Source organism: Longimicrobium sp. (assembly GCF_036399255.1).
GTDB lineage: Bacteria > Gemmatimonadota > Gemmatimonadetes > Longimicrobiales > Longimicrobiaceae > Longimicrobium.
In genome coordinates this window covers 1-24,835 of record NZ_DASWNM010000003.1, presented here as the reverse complement: position 1 = coordinate 24,835, position 24,835 = coordinate 1, and the positions used below count along the sequence as shown (strand labels likewise).

Genomic DNA, 24,835 nt, shown 5'->3' with positions numbered 1-24,835 from the left:
GCCGCCGGCCATTCAGTTCCGCCAATCTACCAGCGGGAAAGGATTGGGTCAATTGCTCTTACAGAGATTCCACGGCGTGGACACCTGGGTACGCCGGCTCGCAGCGTGAAGCGACACCGGCGCCGCGGGAGTGAAGAAGTCCCGCGGCGCCGTGTGCATGTGCCCGAAGATTCAGGGTACCGGCCTCACCAGTAGCACATTGCCCCATCTCCGGCCGTCCAACTGCAGTCCTGGCACGACTGGCTCTCGGCCGGACACCACACGCAGGACGCGACGCCGCTGTTCTCGCATCCCCACTCGCCGGGGTACACTGTCGCGCACTGCTGCCCGTCGGTGTATTCACGCCCGTAGACCGTGCCTTTCGTGGCACCCGCAACGTCCGTCCCGAACGATTCGACCCGCAGATGCTCCAGTTCCAGCTTGATCTTTCGCATGGTTCGCCTCCAGGTGGTTCGGCGCAAAGAACGCGATTCGCGCTCTGCAACACGAGCGATAAGCGTGCCCGGAAAGCAGCGCCATCGAAATCACCGCGGCAGGGTCCGCTGCTGAGAAGCGAGCGATCCGCGCCACGAACTGGTGTGCGCGACCGTCAAGCGGGGCGCCGTCGATGATGGGGCCGCGGGCAGGCCGGTGCCCGGGCATGACCTGCCCGGCCGCGTTCAGCCGCCGGACCGTGCACCGTCATGAGAACAGCTCGCGGGCGAGGATCTTTTCCGGGTCGGAGCACTGGGACGCCCACCAGGGCTGCTCACCGGGGTTCTGCGGCGGCTTGGCCAGGACCAGGTCCGTAGACGACGTATGCTGGGCGTCGCGGAAGTGGTAGTGGTCGCAGATGCGCACCGCCGCGATCATGTACGACGTGGCCACGCGGCGGTCACGCACGAGCACCGGGTTCTTCCCATTCCGGCTGTCCGCGGCGGACGAGAAGTTGGCCGAGATCGCGGCCCGTGGCCCACGGCTCATCCGGATGGAGAGTCGGCAAAACACCCGCGCGGAGGGCGGCGCCGGGTCGGTCAGGACGAGATGCCGCTGGCGATGGCGGACGCGTAGTCCGGCCAACGCTGGGGCGGGGGAGACTGGAACAGGGCCTGGGTGGCCCAGAAGGAGCCGCCGGTCGATCGCCAACGCCGGAGGTTGGACGTCATCTGGCCAGGTGTGTAGACGGGACCCGCCGTATCATCCATCGACTGGATCGGCAGAATGAAGCCCTCCGCGCTGGAGAGCCCCGTAGGTTTGCTGCCCGGCTTCTGCAGATAGTTCGCCAGATCCTGGGTCCAGGTCACCGGATTGTTGTTCCGCCCGCCGGCATAGACCTGCAGGGTGATGCCGACCACCGGCTGAACGCCGTTGAGTGCAGAATAGACGCCAGCGAGCGCATCGAACCAGTCGGAGTCATCCTGGTACGCACAGAAGGTGAAAGGGTATTTGACCGCTGGGGACTGTTTGATCCCGTGGTTGTAAAGCGCGGCCACCAGGGGAACCACGCTGGAAGGCGATGCGTCTTCGTTGTCCAGGTCAAAGCCCACCGAGGTGATCTTGCTGCTGAGCGCCTTCATCGAGGTCGCGAGCGCCGCCAGGTTCTGCACCAGGTTGGTGGCTGCCGTGCCGCCCTTCGCAAGGATTGTGGAGATATTGCTGAACGTTTCGTTGCTGACCGTTGGGCTGCCAGCCCCGCCCAGGGAGAGCCAAACCCTGGTGCAGTTTCCCTTCGTCACGCCGGCGGTCACGACGGGGGCGAGGATCGCGGCCGCAGCCGGCGCGACGGCACCATTGCTGGCAAGGACGTTGTTGCCAAGGCCGTAGTAGATCGTGCCCGTCTGGTCCGGGACGGTCAGGCTGAACAGGATGTAGTCCGCCGTGGCCGTTCCGCCGGCCTGCGCCGTCGTGTTCACGTTGGTCGTGGCGTTGTCCAGTCCGTTGATGTACACGCCGTTCATGATGGTCATGCCGGTCTCCTTTTGGTGCAGGATGGAAAAGAGGTTCCCATGCTTTCGCCCCGTTCTGGGTGCGGCAGGGGCGAGGCCGCGCTCATCACGCCCGCGCGTAGCCGCGCGCCGGTCCTGGGGGTGAGCCCAGCGCCGGTCAGTCCCCTGCGGCTGGCCCGGCCCGGCCCCCGGGCTGCGACAATGCGCGTACGCGGGCCAGCAGCTGCGAGGGCTTTACGATGCTGATGCCCGGCTGCCTGGCGAGCTGCTGGCAGGCGGACTGCACCGTCTGCAGCGGATTGTTCTGGTTGCCCCAGGCGTTCACGTAGACGGCAAAGGCCGCGGTCGGGTCAGGGTCGGAGAGGATCTGCTGCACGGCCGGGCCGGCGTCGTCGCTCAGGTTTACGGTGTTCGGAACGACCGGCTTGCCGTGGCTGATGAAGCTGGTGGGGTCCGGAGGAACCACCCACGGCGAATAGGACGTGTAGAAAACGCCGTCCACGGCGGGTTGTGCCGTAAACCCGTCCATGTACGCATGGTCGGAATAGTCCAGCCCGAACACGTCCACCACGCCGATCTGCGCTGCTTCCATGAAGCCGCTGGTCTTTGCCAGGAACTCCGCAAAGTGGTTGGATTTCGCGATGTTGTCGTAGACGTAGCCGATTCCCGACGCACCGCAGATGATCTCGTCCTGGTCGGTCAGCGATCCCACGTAGTAGTTCCAGACCGGCACCGCCAGGGCGTGCAGGGCGGGTGACATCGTCCACCCCAGCGGGATGGTGCCCCGGACCGGGCTTCCCCACCACCCGGCAAAGTTTCCGCGGTTCAGCAGCCACTGCAGGTTGTCGCCGTCCGATACGAAAAAGGCGACGCACTTTCCGGTGACCGGCGGGTTTGGCCCGGGTGCCGCGTCCGGCACCGGCAGCGGCGATCCGGGCAGGCTGCCGAACACGGAAAGGTTGAACGCGTGGTCGGCGGCGATGTAGTAGTTTCCGCTGGCTCCAACGTCCAGGATGAAGCCTTCCTCACCCATCGCGGTGGTGGGACCCCAGCCGTAGATCGCCGCGCTGGGCCCCAGCTGGGCCATCACCTCCTGCCGTTCGGCGTCGCCAAAGAAGACGAGCGCACCGTTGGCGGCCGCGTAATCTCGCGGCCCCCACGCGATCCCGTCTCCCGTCTGGAACCCCGTGTTCAGCTCTACGGCGAACGTCTTGTTGAACCGGCCGGGATACCTTGCGAGTACGTCGCCGATTGTCCACGCCGTAACATCCTCGAGTAGCGTGAACCCCTTCTCCTGGACCCGGGCCTGCAACGAAACGTCGACCGGCAGGGCGCCCAGCACGCCGGCGAGCGACGAGGCCGCGTTCGCCGATCCCGGATTTTGCTCCAGGTCGCAGAGGATGTAGCTCCTGATGGTGGACGGCGTGGTGAGGAGCGCCCAGGGATCGGAGAGCTGGTGAGGGAGGCCGATCTGCTCAAGCCATAATTCAGCCGCGGTCGGCTGGAACGCCAGGTCGTTGAAGTTGTCGGACAGGCAATAGACTCCCGCGCGGCCAAACCCGGCGCTTCCCCTGTTCGCCAGCCCCTGAAGGGCGGAGAACAGCAGCTGCTCGGCGTTGGACAGCGGGCGTGGATCCGACGATCGGTTGCTGACGAGGAGGAGTTCCCGGCAGGACATGATCGTTCTCCGTCATCAATGAACCGAAGGCGCGGGGAGGTCGTCGCTCCCCTTTGGTGCCCATTATCAACAATTCCAGTATGCAGGGTCGTCGTCGCGAAAGTCAACCGTTCCGTCGGGACGGCGGCGCACCGGCATGGCCTGGCGTCCCGGCCCGCATTCCATGAACGCCCCTGGGGTCCGCGAGCCGCGTGGCCGCGTCGTCGGCAAAGCACACCGGCTCGCGAAGGCGCACCAGTACTCCGGACCGGCCGCCTGCTCCGTTGGAGACGAAAGGGGATGCGCGGTGTGGGACGGCGGCGACGGCTGGCGGAACGCGTCCAGCGCCGGCTCCCTCATGGCGCTGTGGAACGCGTGCGAGGCGTGCAGGCGGCGCGGCAAGCGCGGCCCCGATGGAGGTGGTGCGCCGGCTCGCGGCGTGAGATAGACGGCGCCGGGATCAGATTTCCGCGGCGCCGCTCCACCATCTGCTGCGTCTCAGATCCTCAAAAAGGATAAGCGTACAGAGGAACAGAGTCAGACAGAGAAAGGAGCAGGAATCACATCGCCATTCCTCTGTCTGACTCTGTTCCTCTGTACCCCCAGATGTTTGTTTTTCGATTACGGCATCTTTGCGGCGGAGCGGACCAGGATCCTATGCGCCGGGCGCCTGGAGAACGAGGGTGTTGTGGAACGTGGTGATGGCCCATCCGTCCCCCCGCGGGACGACTACGGCCGTGATCCGGGACTGGTTGGTGCCCAGCAGCGGGCCGGAGGGCGCATCCAGCGTCGCCGAGGCCGTGGCCACGATGCACCCGGGCACCGCCTCTCGCGCGGAGGTGACCTGGTAGCGGACGGTGCTGCCCTTGTAGATGGTGTCGAAGATGTGCTGGTGGCCCCGGCCCATGGCCACTCCGTCGCCGTGGTGGTGGGCTCCGCGGATGTCCACGAAGTCGGTCACGTCGGCGAAGGGCCTGCCGAACGCGGCCCCGTCGCCGGCGTTCCACGCCGTCTCCAGCTGCGCGAACAGCCCGGTCGCGATCGCGGTGGGATCAGTGGTCAAGAGTTCCTCCCTCGGTGCCTGGGGTGAGAAGTGCCAGGGTGAACACGCGGAGCAGGCGTTCTTCCAGCTGGGCGGCTGACCATCCACGGTTCTCCAGCAGCTCGTAGGTCGTGGACGCGCTTACGACGGCGGTGACGAAATCGGTGGCGGTACCGACGCTCCACGCCGGCTGCAGCCGCCCTTCGGCATCCAGCCGGGTCATGACCAGCCGGATGAGCTGGTCGCGGCCCCGGGTGCGCTGGCCAAAGGCCTTCATCAGCTCCGGGTCGGTGGAGCGCGCGAACTCGACCGCCCTGTACTCGCGCAGCACCCTGGGAGTGAACGCGACGTGAAAAGCCACCAGGGCGGCGAGTGCCTCCACGCCGGTTGCGGCCTCGAGGATCGGAATGCTCAGCCGGTCCGCATCGAGCTTCGCGCGGGCATGGTCTGCCACGGCGACGAGCAGGTCTGCCCGGGTCGGGAAGTGCGCGTACAGCGTCTGGCGGGACACCTTCGCCTCCCGGGCCAGGCGGTCATAGGTGAACCCGGCCCCGACGTCCGTGCCCAGCAGGGCGACCACGGCTTCCAGAATCCTGTCTCGCGCGCTCATTGGACATAGTGTATATCGTAGTTGGACACTATGTCAAGCGTTCGGCCGTGGTCCAGCGTTCCGTCGCCGTGACCGGCTCACGACGACCGTCGAATGGAGGCACCGCAGCAGCGGATTCCAGAATCCTCGTGCGCCCGGTTTCTTGGGCTCTGGTGTCCGCCGCTCTGCAGAGGTGACGCCAAGAGCGCGCCGACGCCCGGGAAGGAGGAAACGCCTGTCCGCTCTGCTTCGAGGGTCCGCGGGAGGTGCGCGATTCGCGGGCAAGCGGGTGTGCGGGCCGGTCTACAGGCGCGGCGCGGGCGAGGGGGTGCACCGGCTCCAGGCGAGAACGGCGCCGCGGAAGCAACGTTCCGCGGCGCCGCTGGCCATGCCGCCATGATTACAGGATGCGGCCCTCACCAGTAGCACATCGCCCCGTCCCCATTGGTCCAGCTGCAGTCCTGGCACGTCTGGGAGTCGGCCTGGCACCACGCGCACGATGCGACGCCGGTGTTCTCACATCCCCACACGCCAGGCTGCACCGTCGCGCACTGCCGCCCAACGGTGTAATTCTGTTCCGTGCACTCGTACCCAGCGGTGTACTGAAGCCCGCGGACTGTTCCCCTGGCGGCACCGGCAGCGTCCGTCGCGAACGATTCGACCTGGAGTTGCTCCAGTTCCAGCTTGACCTTGTGCATGCTCCGTCTCCACGTGAGGGGTATGGCGGCGAGCGCGGATGCGCACTCGGCATCAAAAGATAAATGTGGCTGAAAAGAAGCACCACCGGGATCCGCCTTGCGGCAAGCGGGTGTGCGTGACGGTCTGCAGGCGCGGCGCGGTCGCGGGGGTGCGCGGGCTCGCGGTGTGACCGGGGGACGGCCGCAGCAGCTGTGGCCGTCTCGGCCGGGGCGGCTGCGCTGCGCCGCCCCGGGCCACGCCCAGGACGGGATCGGGCGCCAGCGCGGCAGCCACGGGCCGCGGCCCGATCACGTCTTTGGCGGCGCCGGGTCGTCGGGCGGGACGAAGCTGGAGAGGAAGGTGGTCTCCCGCGGCGTGAGCGATCCCAGCCCCTGCGCGCTGATCTTGTCGAGGATGCGGTTGATCTCCCCGCGGTTCACCTCGTGCACCGACGCCAGGTCGATGGCCCGGTAGCCGGCCACGCGCCGCACGGCGTCGGGCGGGGCGGCGGTCGCCTGGCGCTTGAACGCGGTGCGCTTGCGGTCCAGCCAGCGCAGGTACAGAAACGCGCCCAGGTAGCCGCCCAGGTGCGCGAAGTGCGCGATGCCGCCGCCCATCCCCCCAAAGCCGCTCCACAGCGCGAACAGCGTGGTGACGATCACCAGAATCCGGGCCGGCACCGGCAGGACCCCCCAGATGAAGATCTTCTCGTGCGGCCAGAACCAGGCGAACGCCAGCATCACGCCAAAGACGCCGCCCGAGGCGCCGATGATCGGCGAGCCGGGGGAGAAGACCACCGACAGCAGCGCGCCGGTGATGCCGCTCAGAAAGAACAGGATGGCGAACGGGCGCGACAGGATGCGTTCCTCCACGCGCGGCCCGAAGAAGAAGAGCGAGAGCATGTTGAACAGCAGGTGCATCAGGTCGCCGTGCAGGAACATGTACGTCACGACGGACCACGGGCGCACGAGCGCCAGCCCCGGCACGAAGACGAACGCGTTCGCCAGTTCCGGCAGCGCCTGCTGCAGGAAGAACGCGGCGACGTTGGCGATGAGCAGTGCGCGGACGACGGGTGTCACGAAATCTGGTCTCCGGGGGATGGGTCCTGGCTTCCGCACGAAAGATAGCCCGGCGGCACGCCGCGGCGGTAGCGTGCCGCCGACATCCCACCGGCGGGCCGGCTACCTCCGCGGCCGGAGCCGCTGGTTCACCTGGGCGATGAACCGCCAGTGGACCAGCCAGAGCACGAGCGCCACCGCGCCCGCGGCTTCTCCCACGTGGTTCGGAGCCAGGGAGACGATCTGCGCGGTGCACCACCCCAGCCCCGAGACCGTGCCGGAGCCTCGCATCTGCCCCAGCGCCGGGTTCACCGCCGCTTCCGCGCGCAACGACGCCGCGACGTTGCGGACGATGAAGAAGTCCTCCACGAAGTTGTAGGGGATCAGGAACATGAGCCACACCGAGCGCGGGCTCGCGGCGCGTGCCTCGGGACGGATCCGCTCCAGGCACGTCTGGAGCGACCGGCAGTAGAATGCCACCGCGATCAGGAAGACCGCGATCGACACCAGGAGCGCGGGGAGGCCGATCCGGGCCACGGAGGCCAGAACGCCGGATCGCGCATCGGCATCGACAAAAGGAAGCGCCAGCAGGAGGGATACGCCCGCGGTCGCGAACAGCTTCAGCAGGAACAGCCGCATGTGGCGGATGCAGAGAAATGGTTCATCGCAGATCTGGTTGCAGGCAACGCCGCAGGTGCGTCACGCGGCGGGGCCTGCCGTCGTGCCGCACTCACGCACTCTCGCACTTTCCCCCTCCCCCTAGCGCGCCGCAGCCGGCGGGCCGCCTCCACCTGCCGCGCGTCTTTCCACGAGCCGGCCTCGCCGTTGAGCTGGAAGGGAGCGCCGGTGCGTCCGCTGGACCAGGGCGTCGCCTCCACTTTCCGTGCGTCCTGGGAGTCCACCCGATCGCGCGGCGGGTATCGGTGACGGCTGGCTCCCGCGGCGCTCCGGCGGCAGGGGTGCCTCCCTCGAAAACGCGGATGGCGCCCTGCCAGATCTCCCCCTCTGCCTACCCTCTGCTTTGCCTTGGCCGGGTACCCTGCCGTGGCGATGGATGGGGTGCTCACCCCGCTGACCCATGATCTGCCGCCCCTGCACGGCCGATGCTCTCCTCCACGGCGTCCAGCCCCCGCTGGACGTCACGCTCGATGTCGGCCGCCGACTCCACGCCGATGGAAAGCCGCACCAGCCCCGGCGGCAGCGCGAACCACGCGGCGCGGTCGCCGATCTCTTCCGTGGCGAAGTCCAGCTCCTCCGGCACTTCCAGCGTGGTGTATACGCTCCCCAGGCTGCTGGCCAGCGGAATCCAGCGCAGCGCGCGGACGAAGCGGCGCGTGCTCTCCAGCCCCCCGCGGAACGCGAACGACACCATCCCGCCGCCAAGGTCCATCTGCCGCCGCGCCACGTCGTGTCCCGGGTGCGAGGGGAGGAACGGATAGCGAACGTGCGACACCGCCGGGCTGGCCTCCAGCTGGCGCGCCACGGCGCCGGCCGTCTCCGACTGGGCGCGCACGCGGAGCGGAAGGGTCTGCATGCCCCGCAGCAGCAGCCAGGCCGCGTGCGGATCCAGGCTGGGGCCGGTGAGCACGCGCATTTTGCGGATGGACGCAATCAGCGCGGCGGCCCCCGCGGCCGCGCCCGCGAGCACGTCGGCGTGCCCCGCCAGCGACTTGCTCGCCGACTGCAGCGCGAGGTCGGCACCCAGCGCCAGGGGCCGCTGGATCATCGGTCCGGCGAAGGTCGTGTCGACGAACACGAGGGCGCCGTGGGCGTGCGCGATGGCGGCGAGCGCCTGGACGTCCAGGATGTCGATGGCGGGGTTGGAAGGCGTCTCCAGGTACAGCAGCCGGGTGCTGGGCCGGATGACGGCCGCCACCTGCCGCGGGTCCGCCGCGTCCACGAAGTCCACGTCCACGCCCGCGGACGCCGATAGGTGCTCCAGGAGCTGGATGGTCTGCGCGAAGATCGCCTGGTGCGCCACCACGTGGTCCCCCATGCGGAGCACCGCCAGCAGCGAGGTGCTGATCGCGCCCATCCCGGACGAGAAGAGAAGCGCGTCTCCGGCGCCCTCCAGCGCGGCGATCCGCTCCTCCGCCAGGCGGATGGTGGGGTGTCCGAAGCGCGTGTAGAACCCGCGGTCCGGATCGCGCGCGAAGTGATCCGCCAACTCCGGCAGGTCGCCGCCCTCCCACTGCGTCGTGAGGAAGAGGGGGGCGTTCAGCGTACGGTGCGCCCTGGACCGGCCTTCCGCGGTCGCCCACGGGTGCACGGCCAGCGTCTCGGGTGCCAGGGGCGGCTCGATGGCGCCGGCCGGTCGTGTGGTGTCCATGTTGTGCCCTGTGGAGGTGAAAACCGTGGGGCGCCCGGCCCCGCCTGCTTCCTGCTTCGAGCGCGCTTCGGCGCGGGCCCGGCTACCGGTCCAGGACCGGGAGGTACGCCCGCCAGGGGCCCACCGCCTCGCGGTACTGCTTCGCCATGACCCGCGCGGTCTGCGCGACGTGGCCCAAGTCGTGGGCGACCCACGTGGACAGCAGCTGGTTCAGCGTCACGAGCCCGAACTCCGGGTGCAGCCCTTCCCGGCGAAGCTGCCGCTCGTCCAGCCGCCACGAGGCGAGCGTCGCCAGGTTGGCGGCCCGCAGCTCCGCGAATTCGTCGAGAAGCCCGGTGAGCGGCCTGCCGGCGCTGTCGCGAAACTGCGCCTCCCGGTCGAACGGCGGGAACGGCACCGCGGGGCCGTGTTCCAGGATCATCCGGGCACGCGGGATCCAGTTGGCGCGCTCGCCGTGCACCAGGTGGCCCACGATGGCGAACGGACTCCAGGTTCCCGCGCCTTCGTCCGCATCGATCCATTCCGGCGGCAGCCCATCCAGCATCGCGCGCAGCACGCGCGGCGTGCGCTCCAGCACGGGCACCCCGGCGCTCGGGTCAAAGCTCATCGTGGTCGGCGGTGGTGCGCGGCGGGTCGGCCGCCGCGCGGTGGATGACGGGCTCCCTCGCGGGGCCTCGCCTGAGGCTGAGAGGGTTTGCTAAACCTCGCCCCGCGATTGACTTTCTGAGAGGGTGTTGCCAAACCTCCAGTGATTGACTTCCTGAGGGAGGCGCCGCCCCCGGAACTCGCTTGTACGCTGCACCCTGGCGCCGACCGAAGGACCTCGCCAGCAGAACGACGGGGCTGGTCCCGTGCCCTGATCTGGTCCCTGCGCCACCGAGACGAGGTCCTTCGGTCGCGCGCAATCTGCAGTGTGATTTCTGGCTGGACGTGATGCGCTCCCTCAGGAAGTCACCGCTCTGTGGCGAATGTGAGGTTCAGCAACGCCCTCTGAGAGCGTGTAAGAATCCGACGCTGCGCATCAGGCAGATCCATCAAATCTGTCATTCCGAGGCCCGGCCACGCCGTAGCCTGCTTTCACACCAGAGGTTGCAGGGCCGAGGAATCCCCTGTCGGACTGCTGGAGGGCAGACGCGGCAGCCCGTGCTTACCTGCGGCTACGACACGGGCGGATAGGGCCAGTGCCGGAGCGGTGCAGCGGGGCACCAGCAGCAGACAGTAGATTTCTCAGTCGGCGCGCCGGATTTCGTGCGAGCCGATGGTGCGGTGTGGCGCCTCCTTCGAAATGACATACCGGCGCGAGCGCAGGGATTCTTGAACACCCCATCAGGAAGTCACCGCTTCGTTGCGGAGCTTGATGGTTCAGCGGTTCAGCAACACCCTCTGAGGGTGGCGGGTCTCAGCCACGCCGCTTCTCCGGGGCGGGAGGGGCCGGGTCGAGCGGGGGCACGCCCACGTAGCGGGCACGCGGGCGCAGCGACCGCTCGGTCCGGTATTGCTCCAGCGCATGCGCCACCAGCCCCGCGGTGCGCCCGACCGCGAAGAGCGCGAGCGGGGCGGCTGGCGGCGCCCCGATCAGGCGGCAGAGCGTGACCAGGGCAAAGTCGACGGACGGGCGGGTCCCCTCCATCTCCTCCACCGCCGCGGCGAGCGCGTCGGCGGCGGCGAGGGTCCGCGAGCGCCCGGGCCCGCCGAAGCGCTCGCGGATCAGACGGAGCAGGAGCGCCGCCCGCGGATCTCCGTCGGGGTACAGAGGGTGCCTGAACCCCGGCACCTTTCCGCGCTGCCGGATCAGCCGGGCCACGTACGCGCGGATCGGCTCCGCCGCGGGCTGGTCGTCCCCGCCGGACGGGGTCCAGGGCTCCAGCAGGGACTCGGCCTCGCGCAGGACGATCTCGAACCGGTTGTCGCCGGCGTGGCGCGTGCCCTCCAGCGACGCCAGCCCGGCGGCCAGGGCCGCGTACGGCGAGGCACCCGCCGAGGCGACCACGCGGGTGGCGAACGCGGTCACGTTCAGCTCGTGGTCGGCGAGCAGCACCAGCGCGGCGTCGATCAGGCCCGTAACCGCGCGCAGGTCCACCGCTTCGTCCAGGCTTTGCGGCCCGGCGGCCCAGGCGTTCGCGAGCCGCGCCGCGATGCTGCCTCCCGCGGGGCCCGCCGCCGCGTCGTACGGCGCGCCGCACGCCAGCGTGCTGACGAGCGCAAGCACGTCGCGTCCCACGCGGACCACGGCCGCGGGGTCCAGTTCGCCCGCCCCGGGGTCCGACGCTTCGGCGTACGACATGACGATACGCGCGGCCTGCACCGGCGTCGCCGCGTCCAGCAGCTCCCGCGTGGGGGCGAGGCTCGCCAGTAGCGGCCGCAGCCGCCCGGGCGCGGCGTCGGTGGCCAGCGAGCCGGGGAGAACGCCGCGCCACAGGAGCTCGGCCACGCGCTCGAAGCCGCCGCCCGGGGTGCGGCGCGTGGCGGCCGCTTCGGCCAGCGCCGCGGCGTCGTGTCCGCGGTAGTACAGCCGTCCGTCGGCGATCCGGGTGATGGCGGACTCCAGGACCGGCTCGCCCCACGCCAGGGCCCCCCGGGCGGCGGCGCGCGCACCCAGCGCCGGGTCGCGGCGCGCGGCCCGGAACGCGGCGAGCCGGCGCACTCCCTCCGCCGGGTACCTGCGGGCGCGCGGGTTCTGCGGATCGGCGACGGACGCAAGCAGGCCACGGCTGACGTACGCGTAGATCGTCTGCCGGGCCACGCCCAGCTCGCGGGCCGCGTGGGCGGCCGACAACGTTTCTCCGGACAAGTCGTCGGGTCGGGGAGCCTGCATCGCGCTGTTCTGGGGATCCGGGGAGCGCTTGCTCATGGTCGCTCTCAAAGGGTGGGTGCACACAGGTTGATGGCGCAATCAACCTGTTCGTGGTGATGCTTGGGATGTCCCGCGCCTCCCGTGATGCGCTTCGTGCGCGGCCGGTCCGCCGGCCGCGCCCGAAGCAGCAGGGAAGGGCGCCCGGCATCCACTCTCATCCCGCTCGATCATGCCAGGTTTCAAGCACGGATCCCGCCGCGCGCTCCACCAGGCGCTCCTCGTCGTCGCAAGCGCGTCGGCGGCGCACGCACAGGGCGCGAGCCCGCCCGGTCCCCGGTACGAGGTCCGCTCCACGGCCATGCCGCGCGCCGGCTTCGTGCTTACCAGCCCCGACGTGGACGGCGGCGGTGCGTTCTCCGCCCGGCAGGAGGCGAACGGGTTCGGCTGCGCGGGCGGCAACCAGTCTCCCGCCCTGGTCTGGCGTGGGGCGCCCCCGGGCACGCAGAGCTTCGCCGTCACGATCCTGGACCTGGACGCGCCGACGGGGAGCGGATTCTGGCACTGGATCGTCCATGACCTCCCATCCACCGCGACCTCGCTCCCGGCCGGTGCCGGGCGGGGGGAGGAGAGCGCGGCCGGCGATGGACTCCCCCGCGGAGCCGTGCAGGCGCGCACGGACCTGGGAACGCGCGGGTTCGCGGGTGTCTGTCCTCCGCCCGGAGATGGACCGCATCGCTACCTGGTCACCGTGCACGCGCTGGGGACGGATCGCCTGGATGCACCACCGGACGCGACGCCGGCGCTGATCGGCTATCTGCTGCACACGCACACGCTGGCGACGGCATCGCTGATCGCGCGATACGCCCGGCCCGTCGCGGTGCAGGCTCCGCGCGACGGCACGCACTGATGGCGACCCCTGGACGGCCGGGGCATCCACGGCCAAAACGTACCGTGGATCCAAACGGCCACCCGAGTAGGCGGTGCCGGCACCCACCCCTATTCCCTATTCCCTATTCCCTATTCCCTATTCCCTATTCCCTATTCCCTATTCCCTATTCCCTATTCCCTATTCCCTATTCCCTATTCCCTATTCCCTATTCCGCGCGCCAAGCTACGCGCGAGGCATTCGATTCCCCAGCGGAGGTTGAGCAGATGCAGGCGCAGGTACTGGAGCTGAGCGCGCTCGCGGGGTACGTGGAGCACGAGACGGAGCGGTGGAGGGAGTGGTTCCAGGCGGCGCCGCCGGAGGTGCTGGACCTTTCCCTGGGCGCCGGCGCCGACGGGACGGTCCGCACGCTGGTGAAGCACATCTTTGCCGTGGAGCTGCGCTACGCCCAGCGCCTGGTGGGCGAGCCGGTGAGCGGATACGACGAGCTGGCGGACGGAACCGTCGAGCAGCTCTGGCAAATCCACCGCACGGCGAACGCGACGCGCGGCCGCTACCTCGCGGGCGCGTCGGCCGAGGCGCTGGATCGAGTCCTGGTTTCCGAAACGCGGAAGCTGGGCCGGATCGAGTCGCGGGCGCACACCGTCCTGGTGCACTCGCTGGTCCACGGCATCCGCCACTGGGCGCAGGTGGCCATGGTGCTCCGCCAGCACGGGTACGGCGGCCTGTGGGAGCACGACTGGCTGCTGAGCCCGGCGGTCCAGTAGCCGGCGGCGGGCGGCGGCCCGTCCCGGAGATCGCATGGAAACAGGCCCCGCCGGTACGTAGCCGGCGGGGCCTGGAGTGTTCCCCGCGGTTTCGGCGGAGGAGTGATGTGATGCTCAGCTCCGCGCCAGGTTGAAAAAGGATTTGCGGACGCGCGGGCCCGCCACCTCCCACAACACCACCTGTCCCTGGTGGATGAGGTAGCTGTCGCCGGGGCGGTAGGTGTGCGCGTTGCCGGCCTCGTCCGTGATGGTGACCTCGCCATCCAGGATGGTCGCGTGCTCCGTGAAGGGAAAGTGGATGCGGACGGTGCCGGTGGTCGCCTCGAAGATGCCGGCCATCATCCCGCCGTCCTGAAAGTCGACGCGCGCGGAGATGCGGGGCGTGCCGCTCACCACGTCGCCGCCCAGTCCGGCGGGGTCGCCCAGGTCGATGAGCTCGTGGTCGGCGATGGGAGCCGAGAGTGGATAGGTTTGCATGCTCGTCCAGGGGAGGATGGTTGATTTTGGGGGTGGACGGTTCAGCGGAGCGCAGGAATGCGCGGCGCGTTGCCACCCTTTCGGCAACGTCCTTCCCTCGCGTGTTCTGACCCGTCCGGACGTGACGGCTGGCGCGTTGTTGAGGATGGGGACGGTACGATGGCTAGGAAGCAGCATGACAACGCGCCCGCACCGCCACGCGCCGCCTGCAAGGTCGTCGAGCGCGAGAAGGACCGCGGGTGGGAGGTGCGCGATCCGCGGGACGAGCTGATGTGCGTGGCGGTCTACAAGCGTGGCGCGGTCAAGGTGGCGCGCCGGCTCCCTGCGTGATCGACGGCGAGCGAAGCAGCCATGGCGGCGATCGCCGCGGCTGGCGCAGATTCCACCGACCGCCCGGCCGCGACGGTACCGCTCCGCTACCCCGCTCCCGTAATCCACACCCCCTCTTTGCTCCAACGGAGAAACCACCATGCGACGCACCTGCTCGATCATCGCCGTTCTCGCCCTCCCGGTGCTGGCCGCCATGCCCGCTCTGGCGCAGCAGCCGGACGGCGACGCCCTGGGCCGCGAGCTTGTCACGGCACTGCTCGGTCCGGGCGAGGTCTGGGTGGGACGGCTTCCGGACGGCTTTCCCGCCGGGGTGCTGCCGCCGAATGCACGGCTCCTGGGGGGCAGGACGGAGCCGCTCCATTCGGGCGGGGTGCATGTTGCGGCCGCCGTGCCTGAGGAGAGGGACACGGCGATGGCCGCCGCCCAGCGCTCGCTTCTCCAGGCGGGGTGGGAGAATACGGAGCGGATCGAAAGCCCGGGCGGGTTCCGGGACGAGCCGTCGCCGCGCATGTTCGCCCTGAGGTCGGTGCCGCGGCTCTTTTACTCGGTTTTCTGCCGCGGCGGCGAAAGGATGACCCTTACGGTCCAGGGCCGTAGCGAAGGAGGGAGCAATCTCCTGCTGCAATACGAGAACAACCGCAATCCCACGCTGTGCGCGCAGAGCCACGAGTGGATGCGAATGACTTCTACACAGCACTCGCCGATCCCGGTGCTCTACGCGCCCAGGGCCGTCCGCTCTTCCTGGAACCACCTGAACATCGCGGAGGGATCGTACGAAACGACGGCGGAGTTGCGGACGCCGATGCCGGCCGCGGCGCTGGCGGCGCATTATGCCGCCCAGCTGCGCCGGGCCGGGTGGACACGGGCGGCCCGGCCCGCGATCAGCAGGGGCGGGGCAGTGCACACGTTTCACTACCGCGACAGCAACGGCGCTGCGTGGTCCGCCGTGCTGATTGTGGCGGCGGTCCCTGACTCGGAGATGCGCAAGGCCGCGTTCCGGGCGACGCCCCGCCCGGCACCCACGCGGGATTAGTTCGGTACAGCCCCCGGCCTGCGCGGCGATCGGCTCTGTCGCCGCGGATGCGATCTCGGGCGAGCCGCACCACGCTGCCGGTTCTTTACAGATTCCAATACGCCCGCACCCGCCGCGCAGCCCGCGTACAAGGTCGCCAGCGCGAGAAGGACCGCTGTGGACGTGCGCGATCGGCGGGACGAACTGGTGTGTGATGGCCTGCAGCGCGACGCGGCCGAGGTGGTGCGCCGGCTCGCGGCGTGACCGAGGGACGAGCGAAGCAGCCGTGACGACGGTGACCGCGGCTGCTTCGCCGTTTCGCTGTTCAAGGTGGGCTGCGCTACCCTCATAATCACATCCAGACTGCTGCGTTGCCGAGCACTCTACGCCGAGCCGTCGCAGCAAGACGCTTGCGTGCTTATCGGAATCGATTTACATACTTGGTAGTTGGGCGGGTTACTACCACGACGAACGTTCACTGCAGCACATCGTGTAACTCCTAGGCGGATGTCGTGGCGACGTTCCGACATCGAAGATCACATTAGAGCGGTTTGCAGGGCAGTCTGTAGTCGCCTGCCGGGCGCAAACCGTGGAAATTCGCGAGATCGACGCGGCCTATCGACTGCAAACCAGATCGCAAACCGCGCTAATACGGAGTTCGCAATATGAGAGGTAATGAAGCTGCGTTGCGGCGTGGGGTGATGAGGATGGCGTTCGTGCTTATCTGCACCACGCTCCTTCCGTCCTGCGCCAAGGTTTACCAGCCAAACGGACCAGTTCCGGCGGGCGAAAGCATCCCTGCAATCGGGGAGATGATTCCCGTAGCCGACACGATGCGGGCGCCATATCACAGCATGTGCCGGTCATCGACCGTGCGAACGCGTGTCTTTTTTTGGCGCGTCGGATTTGTATCGTCAGGTGCCCTTCTTGACAACAATCTTTTGTTAACAGCCGGGCATAACTACGCGAGTCCGAGCGCGCCATGGTCTGTCGTCAGCGACCGTTGGGTGCAATGTGGTGTCGGTTTTGCTGGCCGGACCACCGACAATCCTCTATGGCAGTTACGGTCCGGCTTTGACCGCAAGCGACAGGTGCGCAATCCGCCGGACTACGAGTACCATGTGTATGGCCGCGACTATGCGCTAGTTAGCCTGACGAATCATGTGCCGTGGAGTTCCGCGTTCGAATTCCCAGACGAACGGAGCCTTCAACTTGTTGATGGAGACACCGTCTGGGTCGCGGGATATTCTGCCGAGAATCCGAACGACGGCAGTATACTTTATCATGGCCGCACGATTGTGCGGAATGTTACTACAGATACTTTCGAATATGAACTCAATACGGAACGCGGTGTCAGTGGCGGACCCGTGTGGGTTGTTCGTGATGGCAAGTTTATTCTTGTGGGCATCCATGTAGCTGCTGACACAGCTGCGAGGATATCGCCGCAAACACTTGCGAATATTCGTCGATGGAAAACGGAACTCCCCGCCGGATCGGGTGAGCCATGATCTACCCGGAGGGCGAACAGATGGCGTAGACACGATTGCACATACCTGGAATATGGGCTTAGTAAGTCCATAGATAGATGCCCACAACGCCCCCATTAAACATGGACGCCTCTTCCGAAGTGCTCTGGCGCATGCACGCTGAGTACATGACGCACGTCCGACACGTCGAGACTCAGCGTTCGACCATCACGAGCGTACTCCTGACGCTTGCGAGCGCTGTACTCGCGCTTGCCGCGGTGCAGTGGAAGAACGACGAGCGCCCGCATTGGAGTCTCGGTATCCTGCTCATGCTTGTGGGCTTCGTCGGTCTTGCGTCCGTTGCCAAGCTTTACGAGTTGTATGTGGAGCACAAGGAGCGAGCACGTACCTTTCGAAAGGCGCTGGCGGCGAAGCTACCAGACGCCAGAATCGAGGAATTGAAGGCTGAGGCCGATGAGCGGTGGAAGCGGGATGCGCCTTGGTTGCGGCCCGTTCCGGTCCACGCGCTCTGGTTGGGGCCGCACCTCTTCATCATGATCTTGGGTGCGGTCATACTGGTGACAACCTTGCGCGCGGTCACTGGATGAGACGTTCAAATGCGGGCTGACCGAGAGTCGAGTACTGTGGGTGCAGCGATGCTATGTTCCAACGTCCACCCCGGCCGCTCTGTGGTGATGGCGGGACGAACTGGTGTGCGCGCGGTCTACAAGCGCGGCGCGATGGAGGCGGTGCGCCGGCTCGCGCGTGACCGAGGAATGAGCGAAGCAGCCGCGGCGGCTGTGCGATCATGCGTGGAGGAACGCTTTGCACCGAAGCTCATTCCGCGGGCCCGCGGGAGCAACATCGGCGGCGGGGCGCCCACGCAGGTCCGGCGTCGTGGGCTCGCCCGCGCCAGGGGTCCGAATCGCGTCGCCAGCTGTACACTTGCTGCCGAATCCGCCGCCCCGCCTCTCTCCTCCTTCCGCCGCTGGAAACACGCGGCGTTCACCTTTCGCACAACCCGTTGCGGCACCGCGCGTTGTTCTTCTTTGTAGCATGCATATTGCCCGGTGCTCCACCACGGCGCGGACGATGGATCGCCGTGGCGCGGGTACTCTTTACGCCGGGGGTCGTATGCGGAACAGCGGGACATTCTTTGCCGTGGCTCTTTTCGCCACCCTCGCGGCGTGCACCGACGCGCCCACGGCTCCCTCCGCGCCGGGCCCGGCGCCGGCGGGGCCGCCGCTCCGGGCCATGAACGCCGCCTCGTCGCGGGTGGTGGGCTACCTTCCCAACTGGACCAACCGGTCGCTGGCCTCCTTTCCGTACGACAAGCTGACGCACGTCATCTACGCCTTCGTGGACGTCACCCCCACCGGCGGGCTGACCGGCATCGCCATGGACAACGACGCGAAGCTCGACAGCGTGGTGCAGCTGGCGCACGCGGCGGGCGCCAAGGTGCTGATCTCGGTGGGCGGCGGGGGGGCGAGCATCGACTCCAACTTCGAGCCGATGGCCGACAGCGTGGCCACGCGGGCCGCCTTCGTCAGCAACATGGTCACGTTCGTCGGCAACTACGGGCTCGACGGGGTGGACATCGACTGGGAGTTCCCCGACGACGCCACCGAGGCCGGCCACCACGCCGCGCTGATGGCCGAGCTGGACACGGCCATGCACAGCCGCGGCAAGCTGCTCACCGCCGCGGTGGCGGCCAACGGCTGGTTCGGCCAGCACATCCAGACGTCCGTCTTTTCCAACGTGGACTTCATGGTGCTGATGGCGTACGACGGAAGCATCGAAAGCACGGCGTACTCGCACGCGGTGTCGTCGCTGGACTACTGGTCCGGGCGCGGGCTCGCGCAGTCCAAGACGGTGCTGGGCGTGCAGTTTTACGGCAACGACGGGCTGGACCACCAGAAGGAGTACCGCTTCATCGTGCGCGACGATGCCACGGCCCCGGGCAAGGACAGCAGCAACGGCTGGCACTACAACGGCGTGGCCACGATGAAGAGCAAGACGGCCCTGGCCCTTTCGCGCGCCTCGGGCGTGGGCATCTGGCACATCGGGCAGGACACCACCCTGGCCAGCGCCAGCCTGCTGACCGCCATCCACGATGCGATGAACACCAGCAAGGTGCTGTACGACGATGCCCGCACCACGGGCTGGGACAACTGGTCGTGGAGCACCACGCTGAACTACGCCAACACCTCGCCCGTGCACCTGGGCACAAAGTCCATCGCGGCCACCTACACGGCGGCCTGGGGCGGGCTGTACCTGCACCACGGCACCGGCGTCAGCCTGGCGGGGAACGCGAAGCTGGAGTTCTACGTGCACGGCGGCACCGCCGGCGGGCAGAACCTGATCGTGCAGCTGGGCGACACGGGCGGCTGGCGGACGATGGTGCCGGTCAACGGCTACATCGCCGGCGGATCGGTGGCGGCCGGGACGTGGCGCAAGGTGAGCATCCCCCTGACCGCGCTGGGCGCCACCACCAACGCGCTTACCGACCTGACGATCTCCGACAACACCGGCGGGGCGCAGCCCACGGTGTACATCGACCAGATCCAGTTCGTCCCCTGATCTCGGGGACATGGTGCGCCGCCGGGGCTCCCTTGCGGGGGGCTCCGGCGGCGTTTTTTCGCCAGGACGCGCGACGTTCGGGCCGTCGCCGCCGGGTGGCCAGGAACGTCGTCCGACGGAGCGGGGGCCTTGCACGGGAGCGGGAGCGGGCGGCGCACCATGGCCTGGAGCGGCGGCGGCATGCGTTCTGCCCCCGCCGCGCACCCGGACAACCGGAAACCCAGGGGAAACGCGGCCATGGCAAAGACGGAACGCAGCGGGCACACGACGACGGACCACGACTTCATCCGCCGCTGGGTGGAGGAGCGCGGCGGCTGGCCCGCCCGCGTGGTGGGGACGGGGGGCGAGAACGACGCGGGGCTCATCCGCATCGACTTTCCCGGCTTTTCCGGCGAGGGAAGCCTGGAGCAGATCGAGTGGGACGAGTGGTTCCAGGGCTTCGAGGACAACCAGCTCGCGTTTCTGCACCGTGACATGGACCACGGCGGCGGAGACCTGGACCGCTTCAACAAGCTGATCTCGCGCGGCGACGACGACGGCGAGGAGGGCGGCGAGGACGAGGGCGGCCGCGAAGGCGGCGGCCGGGAGAGCGCGGGGGCGGCAAAGACGTCCGGCCGCACGGGCGCCTCGAAGTCTGCGGGCGGCTCGGCCCGCAAGACCGCGTCGGGGGGTGCATCGGCGCGCAAGACGGAGGGCGGCGGTTCCGCGCGGAAAACGGCGTCCACGGCGGCCGAGACCGGGACGAAGTCTTCGGGCGGGGGCGCGGGCCGCGGGGGCGGCGGGGCGGGGAGCAGCGGGATGCGCGGGCTGCTGCTGCACGACCTGGGGGACCTGCTTTCCGCCGAGCGCCAGTTCCTGGTGACCACCCGCGCCCTGGCCCGCGAGGCGCAGGACCCGGAGGTCCGGCAGCGCGTCGAGGAGCACGTCACCGAGACGGAGGGGCAGATCCAGCGGCTCAACGAGGCGTTCGCCGCGCTGGGCGAGCGGCCGCGCGCCGTGCGGTGCGAGGCGGCGGCGGGCCTCAAGGAGGAGCACGACGCCTACAAGCGCGAGGAAAAGCCCTCTAAAGAGCTGCTGTCGGCGTTCGGCCTGGGCTCGGGCCTGCGGGTGGAGCACTACGAGATCGCCGCCTACCGCGGCGCCGTCGCGCTCGCCGGCGCCCTGGGCGAAAAGGAGTGCGCGCAGCTGCTGAACGAGTCGCTCCGGGAAGAGATGGCCATGGCCTCGTTCCTGGAGAAGACGTCGAAGACGCTGCTGCGGCGCATGGCCGCGGACGAGGGCGCCGGCGAAGAAAGCGCCTCGTCCGGCCGGGGCGGATCGTCCGCCTCCAAGCGCTCCTCGTCCGCGAAGGGCGGGTCGTCCGGCGGCGGGGGATCGAAGGCCGGTGGATCGTCGGGGCGCGGCAGGGGCGGCGGCGAGGGCTGACCGGCGTGGTTCGTCCGGTCCATGGCGGGGCGGGTGCCGGCGGGAGTGGATGAGGGGCACTCCCGCCGTGCCCTTTCTCAAAGAGTGTTGCCAAGCCTGACCCGTGATTTGACTTCCTGAGGGAGGCGCCGCTCCTCCCCCTGCGGGTACGAAAAACCATGGCGCCGACCGAAGGACCTCGCCAGCAGAACGACGGGGCTGGTCCCATGCCCTGATCTGGCCCCTGCGCCGCCGAGATGAGGTCCTTCGGTCGCGCGCAGGCGGTTGTGTGGAATCGGGTTGTACGTGGTGCGCTCCCTCAGGAAGTCATCGCTTCTTCGTGAGGTTGGGGGGGGAGCAACACCCTCTCAAGAGGTGATCGCTTCTTTGGGAGTTTGGCATCACCCTCTCAGGCTCAGGGACGTACCCCGAGATCTTTTGACTTTTCGATGGCCGGAGGCCTCGGGTCTTCTCTCACGGCGGATTGGATGATGGGACGCGGATCGGGGATCGGAAGGGCAGGGCACCTCCCGCGCGGCGCGACGCGGCGGCGCACACGTCCCCGCGCGGAGGGCGGCGCATGAGCGTGGCCGAGGAGCCGGAGGCCGAGCTGGGGGTGCTTCACGACGCCTATCGCGTGCCGGCGTTCGAGTCGCGCAAGTTCACGCACGAGCAGCTGTGGCGGGTGCTGGGACCCATCGCGGACGAGGCCCGGGACCTGTCGCGCGACGAGATCGGCCGCTCGGCCGAGGGACGGCCGCTGTACGCCGTCCGCTTTGGCCGCGGACCCGTGCCGGTGCTGCTCTGGTCGCAGATGCACGGGGACGAATCGACGCACACCATGGGGCTGGCCGACCTGCTGGCCTGGCTGGGGCGCGAATCGGACGAGCCCCGCGTGCGGCGGCTGCACGACCGGCTGCGCGTGGTGGCCATCCCCATGCTGAACCCGGACGGCGCGGAGCGGTTCCGGCGGCTGAACGCGCAGGGGATGGACCCCAACCGCGACGCGCACGCCTGGCTGACCCCCGAGCTGCGTGCCCTGCGGGACGTGCACACGGAACTGCGGCCGGCGTTCGCGTTGAACCTTCACGACCAGGACCCGCGCAAGCGCGTGGGCAAGAGCGACCGGCTCACCGCCCTGGCCCTGCTGGCGAACCCGTTCGACGCAGAGATGGGGGACAACGACGTGCGCCTGCGGGCCAAGCGGCTGGGCGGGGTGATCGCCCGCGCCGTGCGGCCGCTGGTCGGGGGCCACGTCAGCCGCTTCCAGGAGGAGTTCAACCCGCAGGGCTCCGGAGAGTTCATGGCGAGCTCGGGCACCAGCAGCCTGCTGCTGGAGTGCGGCGGGTGGAAGGACGACCCGGAGAAGCAGTTCCTGCGCAAGGTGAGCTTCGCGGCCCTGCTCTCGGCGCTGGAGGCCATCGCCGACGAGAGCTACGCCGACGTCCCCTTGGACGAGTACGACTCGCTGGACGAGGACGACACCTCCGTGTTCGACGTGCTCCTGCGCGGAGGAACGATCGTCGTCCCGGGACTGGAGCCGTACCGGGCCGACGTGGGAATCGAGTTCCCCGTGCCCTTTCAGCGCGAGGACGGAGAGGTGGCGTCCATCGGCGACCTGGGCGGCTACACGGCCAGCGAAGAAGTGGACGTCCGCGGCCTCTTTCTGCACGCGCACACCGAGGCCTTGCGCGGCGACGGCGGCTCGCGCCCCGTGCTGGGCGACGGGAGCCCCGCCTGCTTCGACGTCCGCGTGGGCCCCGACCCCGCGAGCGAGAAGGTGATGACCGTCTCCCGTGGCGTGGTGGCGACGGACGAAACGAGCCGCGTGACGCGCAGGTAGTGTCCGATCCGCGCCTTCCGCACGACCCAGCGCGGTTTTTCATACCAGATCCTGAAAAAGAATAATCGTACAGAGGAACAGAGTCAGACAGAGGAACCAAGACGATATCTCAGCTCGCTTTCTCTGTCTGACTCTGTTCCTCTGTACCTATAAAGGTGTTGTTTTCCCGGATCCGGGATCATGGGAGCCGGGATGCTCTTCGCCCCGGGGTCAGCCCTCCGAGCCCAGGACCCCGACCAGGCGCGGCACCGCGCTGGGATCCACGCGCTCGAAGCGGATGCGGCCGTCCGCGTCGAGCACGTAGTACATGGGCGTGCCCCAGTTGCCGAAGGCGACCGACGCTTCGCGGCGCGCGTCGTGGTAGACGGTGAACCCCACGCCCCGCTCGCGGAGAAAGGCGCGGAACGCGTCCGACGGCCGCTCGTCGGCGACCACCACCAGCCGCGCTCCCTGGCGGGCCAGCCGCTCGCGCATCTGCACCAGGGCGGGAAGGGCCTCGATGGCGGGGCCGCAGAACCGCGACCAGAACACCACCACCGCGGGACCGCCGGCGGCGATCTCCGCCAGCGGGCGCGAGGCGCCGTCCGGGTCCTGCAGCGCCAGCCGGCCGGACACGCGGCGGGACACCGCGTTCACCATCAGCCGCCCGCGCATCTCGCGGCGCGCCTCGTCCATCCACCCCTCCCACGCCCCGGCCAGCGACGAGGCCGCCGCGGTCCGCGCCAGCGAGTCGGCGCGCGCGGCGCGGGTGCCCGGGTCGGCCGCCACGCGCGCCAGCACGCGCAGCCCGCCCGCGCTGTCGCCCGCCGCCAGCCGTGCCCCGCCGATGGCGGAGAACAGGGCGGGATCCCAGCCGGCCGCGGCGGCCAGCTCCAGCGTGTCGAGTCCCGCGCGCGTGCGGCCCGCGTCCAGCAGAATGCGCCCGGCCGCCGCGAGCGCGCGCGCCCGGTGCCTGGCGTTGACCCGGCGCTGCTCGTCCACCGTCCGGGCCAGGTCGCGCGCCTGCGTGGTGTCCAGCCGCGCGGCCTCGGCCCGCAGCCACCCGAGCGCGTGCTCGCGCAGCGCGGGAAGCCTGCCGACGTCCCCCGCCACCTCCGCGCGCTCCGCCGGGCGAAAGTGCAGGTACCGTTCGGCCCAGCGCAGGACGGCGCCGGGCTCGTTCAGCGCCCGGGCGGCGTCGAACCCCGCCTGCCCCTGCCAGTCGTGCCGGGGGCCGACCTGGTCCCACATGCGGTCCATCTCGCGCAGCAGCTCGGCCGGGCGCCCGTGGAGCTCGCGGTACAGCCGCACCGAGCGCTCCTGGACGGCCTCGGGCTGGGCCGGGTCCGTGGCCAGCAGCCGCTGGCTCCACCGGGCGGCGGCCGTGCTGTCGCGGAGCGTCTTGGCGTACCACATCATCATGGCCATCTCGTCCGCGCCGGGGCGGCGGGCCGCGAGCGTCCGCTCCAGCGCGTGCAGCCGCCGCAGGTGCCCGGCCCGCAGGCTGTCGGCGTTCGCGTCGCCCAGCACGTTGCGCTCGAAGAAGTACAGCTGGTTCCACACGCCCACGGTGTCGGCGTACAGCCCCGCCGCCCGGCGCGCCGTCTCGTACGCCTCCTGCCAGTTGCGGCCGTACAGGTCGTTGATCCTCTGCGTGAGCGACACGTACAGCGGCCGCCCGTCGGGCCCGTGCGCCAGCAGCTCCCACGCGCGGCTGCCGTTGTCGTCCACCCCCGCGCCCGCGGGGTCTTCCACCGCGAAGGCGGCGTACACGACGGAGTCGGGAAGGGTGAACGAGCCGCGGAACACGTCGCCCTCGCGCCGCAGCATGGCCATCTGCCGCGCATGGATGGCCTGGTACGACTCGCCGGACGGGGTGCGCAGCCGTGCGCGAAGCCGCACCTGGTCTTCGCCCCGCAGCAGCGAGCCGGGGCGGTACTCCACCCGCACCGTGGCGCCAGGCGCCGGGCGCTCGGGGCTGAACCGCAGCTCGCTGGCCGAGGCCTGCAGCTCGGGGCG

General features: G+C 69.2%; 23 protein-coding genes. 9 read left to right on the top strand and 14 right to left on the bottom strand.

The features are described from left to right. Positions 1-185 precede the first annotated feature (185 nt). From VGC13_RS00270 to VGC13_RS00220, 12 genes are all read right to left on the bottom strand, one after another. Positions 186-434, bottom strand: coding sequence for a hypothetical protein (locus VGC13_RS00270; protein ID WP_331123179.1), 249 nt, complete (start codon positions 432-434; stop codon positions 186-188). Between the two features lie 247 nt (positions 435-681). Further along, positions 682-963, bottom strand: coding sequence for a hypothetical protein (locus VGC13_RS00265; protein ID WP_331123178.1), 282 nt, complete (start codon positions 961-963; stop codon positions 682-684). 50 nt (positions 964-1,013) lie between these two features. Then, the gene (locus tag VGC13_RS00260; RefSeq protein WP_331123177.1) at positions 1,014-1,946 is read right to left on the bottom strand and encodes a hypothetical protein; all 933 of its coding nucleotides are present in this window, start codon (positions 1,944-1,946) and stop codon (positions 1,014-1,016) included. Between the two features lie 136 nt (positions 1,947-2,082). Further along, entirely contained in the window at positions 2,083-3,603 is a 1,521-nt protein-coding gene (locus VGC13_RS00255; RefSeq protein WP_331123176.1) for a hypothetical protein, read from the bottom strand. Between the two features lie 634 nt (positions 3,604-4,237). Further along, entirely contained in the window at positions 4,238-4,645 is a 408-nt protein-coding gene (locus tag VGC13_RS00250; RefSeq protein WP_331123175.1) for an SgcJ/EcaC family oxidoreductase, read from the bottom strand. Next, on the bottom strand, positions 4,635-5,234 hold the full coding sequence (locus VGC13_RS00245; protein WP_331123174.1) for a TetR/AcrR family transcriptional regulator: 600 nt from the start codon (positions 5,232-5,234) through the stop codon (positions 4,635-4,637). Before VGC13_RS00245 ends, VGC13_RS00250 begins: the two co-directional genes overlap by 11 nt. A gap of 395 nt (positions 5,235-5,629) precedes the next feature. Beyond that, on the bottom strand, positions 5,630-5,911 hold the full coding sequence (locus tag VGC13_RS33585) for a pinensin family lanthipeptide (protein WP_414682970.1): 282 nt from the start codon (positions 5,909-5,911) through the stop codon (positions 5,630-5,632). 288 nt (positions 5,912-6,199) lie between these two features. Continuing rightward, positions 6,200-6,970, bottom strand: a complete 771-nt coding sequence (locus VGC13_RS00240) for a rhomboid family intramembrane serine protease (protein ID WP_331123173.1) — start codon at positions 6,968-6,970, stop codon at positions 6,200-6,202. A gap of 102 nt (positions 6,971-7,072) precedes the next feature. Next, positions 7,073-7,588 carry a hypothetical protein gene (locus VGC13_RS00235; RefSeq protein ID WP_331123172.1) on the bottom strand — a complete coding sequence of 172 codons (516 nt, stop codon included), beginning with the start codon at positions 7,586-7,588 and terminating at the stop codon, positions 7,073-7,075. A gap of 424 nt (positions 7,589-8,012) precedes the next feature. Continuing rightward, a complete protein-coding gene (locus VGC13_RS00230) occupies positions 8,013-9,278 on the bottom strand; it encodes a trans-sulfuration enzyme family protein (protein WP_331123171.1) in 1,266 nt (421 codons plus the stop codon). A gap of 82 nt (positions 9,279-9,360) precedes the next feature. Beyond that, the gene (locus VGC13_RS00225) at positions 9,361-9,885 is read right to left on the bottom strand and encodes a DinB family protein (RefSeq protein WP_331123170.1); all 525 of its coding nucleotides are present in this window, start codon (positions 9,883-9,885) and stop codon (positions 9,361-9,363) included. Positions 9,886-10,677: 792 nt separating this feature from the next. Beyond that, the gene (locus VGC13_RS00220) at positions 10,678-12,129 is read right to left on the bottom strand and encodes a citrate/2-methylcitrate synthase (RefSeq protein WP_331123169.1); all 1,452 of its coding nucleotides are present in this window, start codon (positions 12,127-12,129) and stop codon (positions 10,678-10,680) included. A 172-nt stretch (positions 12,130-12,301) separates the two neighbouring features. Here VGC13_RS00220 and VGC13_RS00215 point away from each other — a divergent pair, with 172 nt between their 5' ends. Together VGC13_RS00215 and VGC13_RS00210 are read left to right on the top strand one after the other, a co-directional pair. Further along, complete coding sequence (locus VGC13_RS00215; RefSeq protein WP_331123168.1) at positions 12,302-12,979, top strand: YbhB/YbcL family Raf kinase inhibitor-like protein; 678 nt, start codon at positions 12,302-12,304, stop codon at positions 12,977-12,979. A 245-nt stretch (positions 12,980-13,224) separates the two neighbouring features. Next, a complete protein-coding gene (locus VGC13_RS00210) occupies positions 13,225-13,725 on the top strand; it encodes a DinB family protein (protein ID WP_331123167.1) in 501 nt (166 codons plus the stop codon). A 114-nt stretch (positions 13,726-13,839) separates the two neighbouring features. Here the strand turns inward: VGC13_RS00210 and VGC13_RS00205 are convergent, their stop codons facing one another. Further along, positions 13,840-14,202, bottom strand: coding sequence for a cupin domain-containing protein (locus tag VGC13_RS00205; RefSeq protein WP_331123166.1), 363 nt, complete (start codon positions 14,200-14,202; stop codon positions 13,840-13,842). A gap of 159 nt (positions 14,203-14,361) precedes the next feature. Here VGC13_RS00205 and VGC13_RS00200 point away from each other — a divergent pair, with 159 nt between their 5' ends. The 7 genes from VGC13_RS00200 (at position 14,362) to VGC13_RS00170 (ending at position 22,837) form a co-directional block, all read left to right on the top strand. Next, positions 14,362-14,532, top strand: coding sequence for a hypothetical protein (locus tag VGC13_RS00200; protein ID WP_331123165.1), 171 nt, complete (start codon positions 14,362-14,364; stop codon positions 14,530-14,532). A gap of 139 nt (positions 14,533-14,671) precedes the next feature. Then, positions 14,672-15,565 carry a hypothetical protein gene (locus tag VGC13_RS00195; protein WP_331123164.1) on the top strand — a complete coding sequence of 298 codons (894 nt, stop codon included), beginning with the start codon at positions 14,672-14,674 and terminating at the stop codon, positions 15,563-15,565. Positions 15,566-16,251: 686 nt separating this feature from the next. Further along, positions 16,252-17,052, top strand: a complete 801-nt coding sequence (locus tag VGC13_RS00190) for a trypsin-like serine peptidase (protein ID WP_331123163.1) — start codon at positions 16,252-16,254, stop codon at positions 17,050-17,052. 146 nt (positions 17,053-17,198) lie between these two features. Then, on the top strand, positions 17,199-17,618 hold the full coding sequence (locus VGC13_RS00185; protein ID WP_331123162.1) for a hypothetical protein: 420 nt from the start codon (positions 17,199-17,201) through the stop codon (positions 17,616-17,618). Positions 17,619-18,171: 553 nt separating this feature from the next. Next, the gene (locus VGC13_RS00180; RefSeq protein ID WP_331123161.1) at positions 18,172-19,590 is read left to right on the top strand and encodes a glycosyl hydrolase family 18 protein; all 1,419 of its coding nucleotides are present in this window, start codon (positions 18,172-18,174) and stop codon (positions 19,588-19,590) included. 237 nt (positions 19,591-19,827) lie between these two features. Beyond that, entirely contained in the window at positions 19,828-21,015 is a 1,188-nt protein-coding gene (locus tag VGC13_RS00175) for a ferritin-like domain-containing protein (protein WP_331123160.1), read from the top strand. A gap of 559 nt (positions 21,016-21,574) precedes the next feature. After that, the gene (locus VGC13_RS00170; RefSeq protein ID WP_331123159.1) at positions 21,575-22,837 is read left to right on the top strand and encodes a M14 family zinc carboxypeptidase; all 1,263 of its coding nucleotides are present in this window, start codon (positions 21,575-21,577) and stop codon (positions 22,835-22,837) included. Between the two features lie 210 nt (positions 22,838-23,047). On the opposite strand, the gene VGC13_RS00165 is transcribed toward VGC13_RS00170, so the two are convergent. Then, positions 23,048-24,835, bottom strand: a 1,788-nt coding sequence (locus tag VGC13_RS00165; protein WP_331123158.1) for a TlpA disulfide reductase family protein, incomplete at its 5' end; no start/stop codon positions are given.

Excerpts from the sequence above, each read along its gene's own strand:
- VGC13_RS00230 (WP_331123171.1), bottom strand. The coding sequence starts at position 9,278 with ATGGACACCACACGACCGGCCGGCGCCATCGAGCCGCCCCTGGCACCC.
- VGC13_RS00170 (WP_331123159.1), top strand. The coding sequence starts at position 21,575 with ATGAGCGTGGCCGAGGAGCCGGAGGCCGAGCTGGGGGTGCTTCACGAC.
- VGC13_RS00225 (WP_331123170.1), bottom strand. The coding sequence starts at position 9,885 with ATGAGCTTTGACCCGAGCGCCGGGGTGCCCGTGCTGGAGCGCACGCCG.
- VGC13_RS00260 (WP_331123177.1), bottom strand. The coding sequence starts at position 1,946 with ATGACCATCATGAACGGCGTGTACATCAACGGACTGGACAACGCCACG.
- VGC13_RS00220 (WP_331123169.1), bottom strand. The coding sequence starts at position 12,129 with ATGAGCAAGCGCTCCCCGGATCCCCAGAACAGCGCGATGCAGGCTCCC.
- VGC13_RS33585 (WP_414682970.1), bottom strand. The coding sequence starts at position 5,911 with ATGCACAAGGTCAAGCTGGAACTGGAGCAACTCCAGGTCGAATCGTTC.
- VGC13_RS00255 (WP_331123176.1), bottom strand. The coding sequence starts at position 3,603 with ATGTCCTGCCGGGAACTCCTCCTCGTCAGCAACCGATCGTCGGATCCA.
- VGC13_RS00265 (WP_331123178.1), bottom strand. The coding sequence starts at position 963 with ATGAGCCGTGGGCCACGGGCCGCGATCTCGGCCAACTTCTCGTCCGCC.
- VGC13_RS00215 (WP_331123168.1), top strand. The coding sequence starts at position 12,302 with ATGCCAGGTTTCAAGCACGGATCCCGCCGCGCGCTCCACCAGGCGCTC.
- VGC13_RS00245 (WP_331123174.1), bottom strand. The coding sequence starts at position 5,234 with ATGAGCGCGCGAGACAGGATTCTGGAAGCCGTGGTCGCCCTGCTGGGC.
- VGC13_RS00210 (WP_331123167.1), top strand. The coding sequence starts at position 13,225 with ATGCAGGCGCAGGTACTGGAGCTGAGCGCGCTCGCGGGGTACGTGGAG.
- VGC13_RS00270 (WP_331123179.1), bottom strand. The coding sequence starts at position 434 with ATGCGAAAGATCAAGCTGGAACTGGAGCATCTGCGGGTCGAATCGTTC.
- VGC13_RS00175 (WP_331123160.1), top strand. The coding sequence starts at position 19,828 with ATGGCAAAGACGGAACGCAGCGGGCACACGACGACGGACCACGACTTC.
- VGC13_RS00190 (WP_331123163.1), top strand. The coding sequence starts at position 16,252 with ATGGCGTTCGTGCTTATCTGCACCACGCTCCTTCCGTCCTGCGCCAAG.
- VGC13_RS00205 (WP_331123166.1), bottom strand. The coding sequence starts at position 14,202 with ATGCAAACCTATCCACTCTCGGCTCCCATCGCCGACCACGAGCTCATC.
- VGC13_RS00185 (WP_331123162.1), top strand. The coding sequence starts at position 17,199 with ATGACGCACGTCCGACACGTCGAGACTCAGCGTTCGACCATCACGAGC.
- VGC13_RS00200 (WP_331123165.1), top strand. The coding sequence starts at position 14,362 with ATGGCTAGGAAGCAGCATGACAACGCGCCCGCACCGCCACGCGCCGCC.
- VGC13_RS00195 (WP_331123164.1), top strand. The coding sequence starts at position 14,672 with ATGCGACGCACCTGCTCGATCATCGCCGTTCTCGCCCTCCCGGTGCTG.
- VGC13_RS00235 (WP_331123172.1), bottom strand. The coding sequence starts at position 7,588 with ATGCGGCTGTTCCTGCTGAAGCTGTTCGCGACCGCGGGCGTATCCCTC.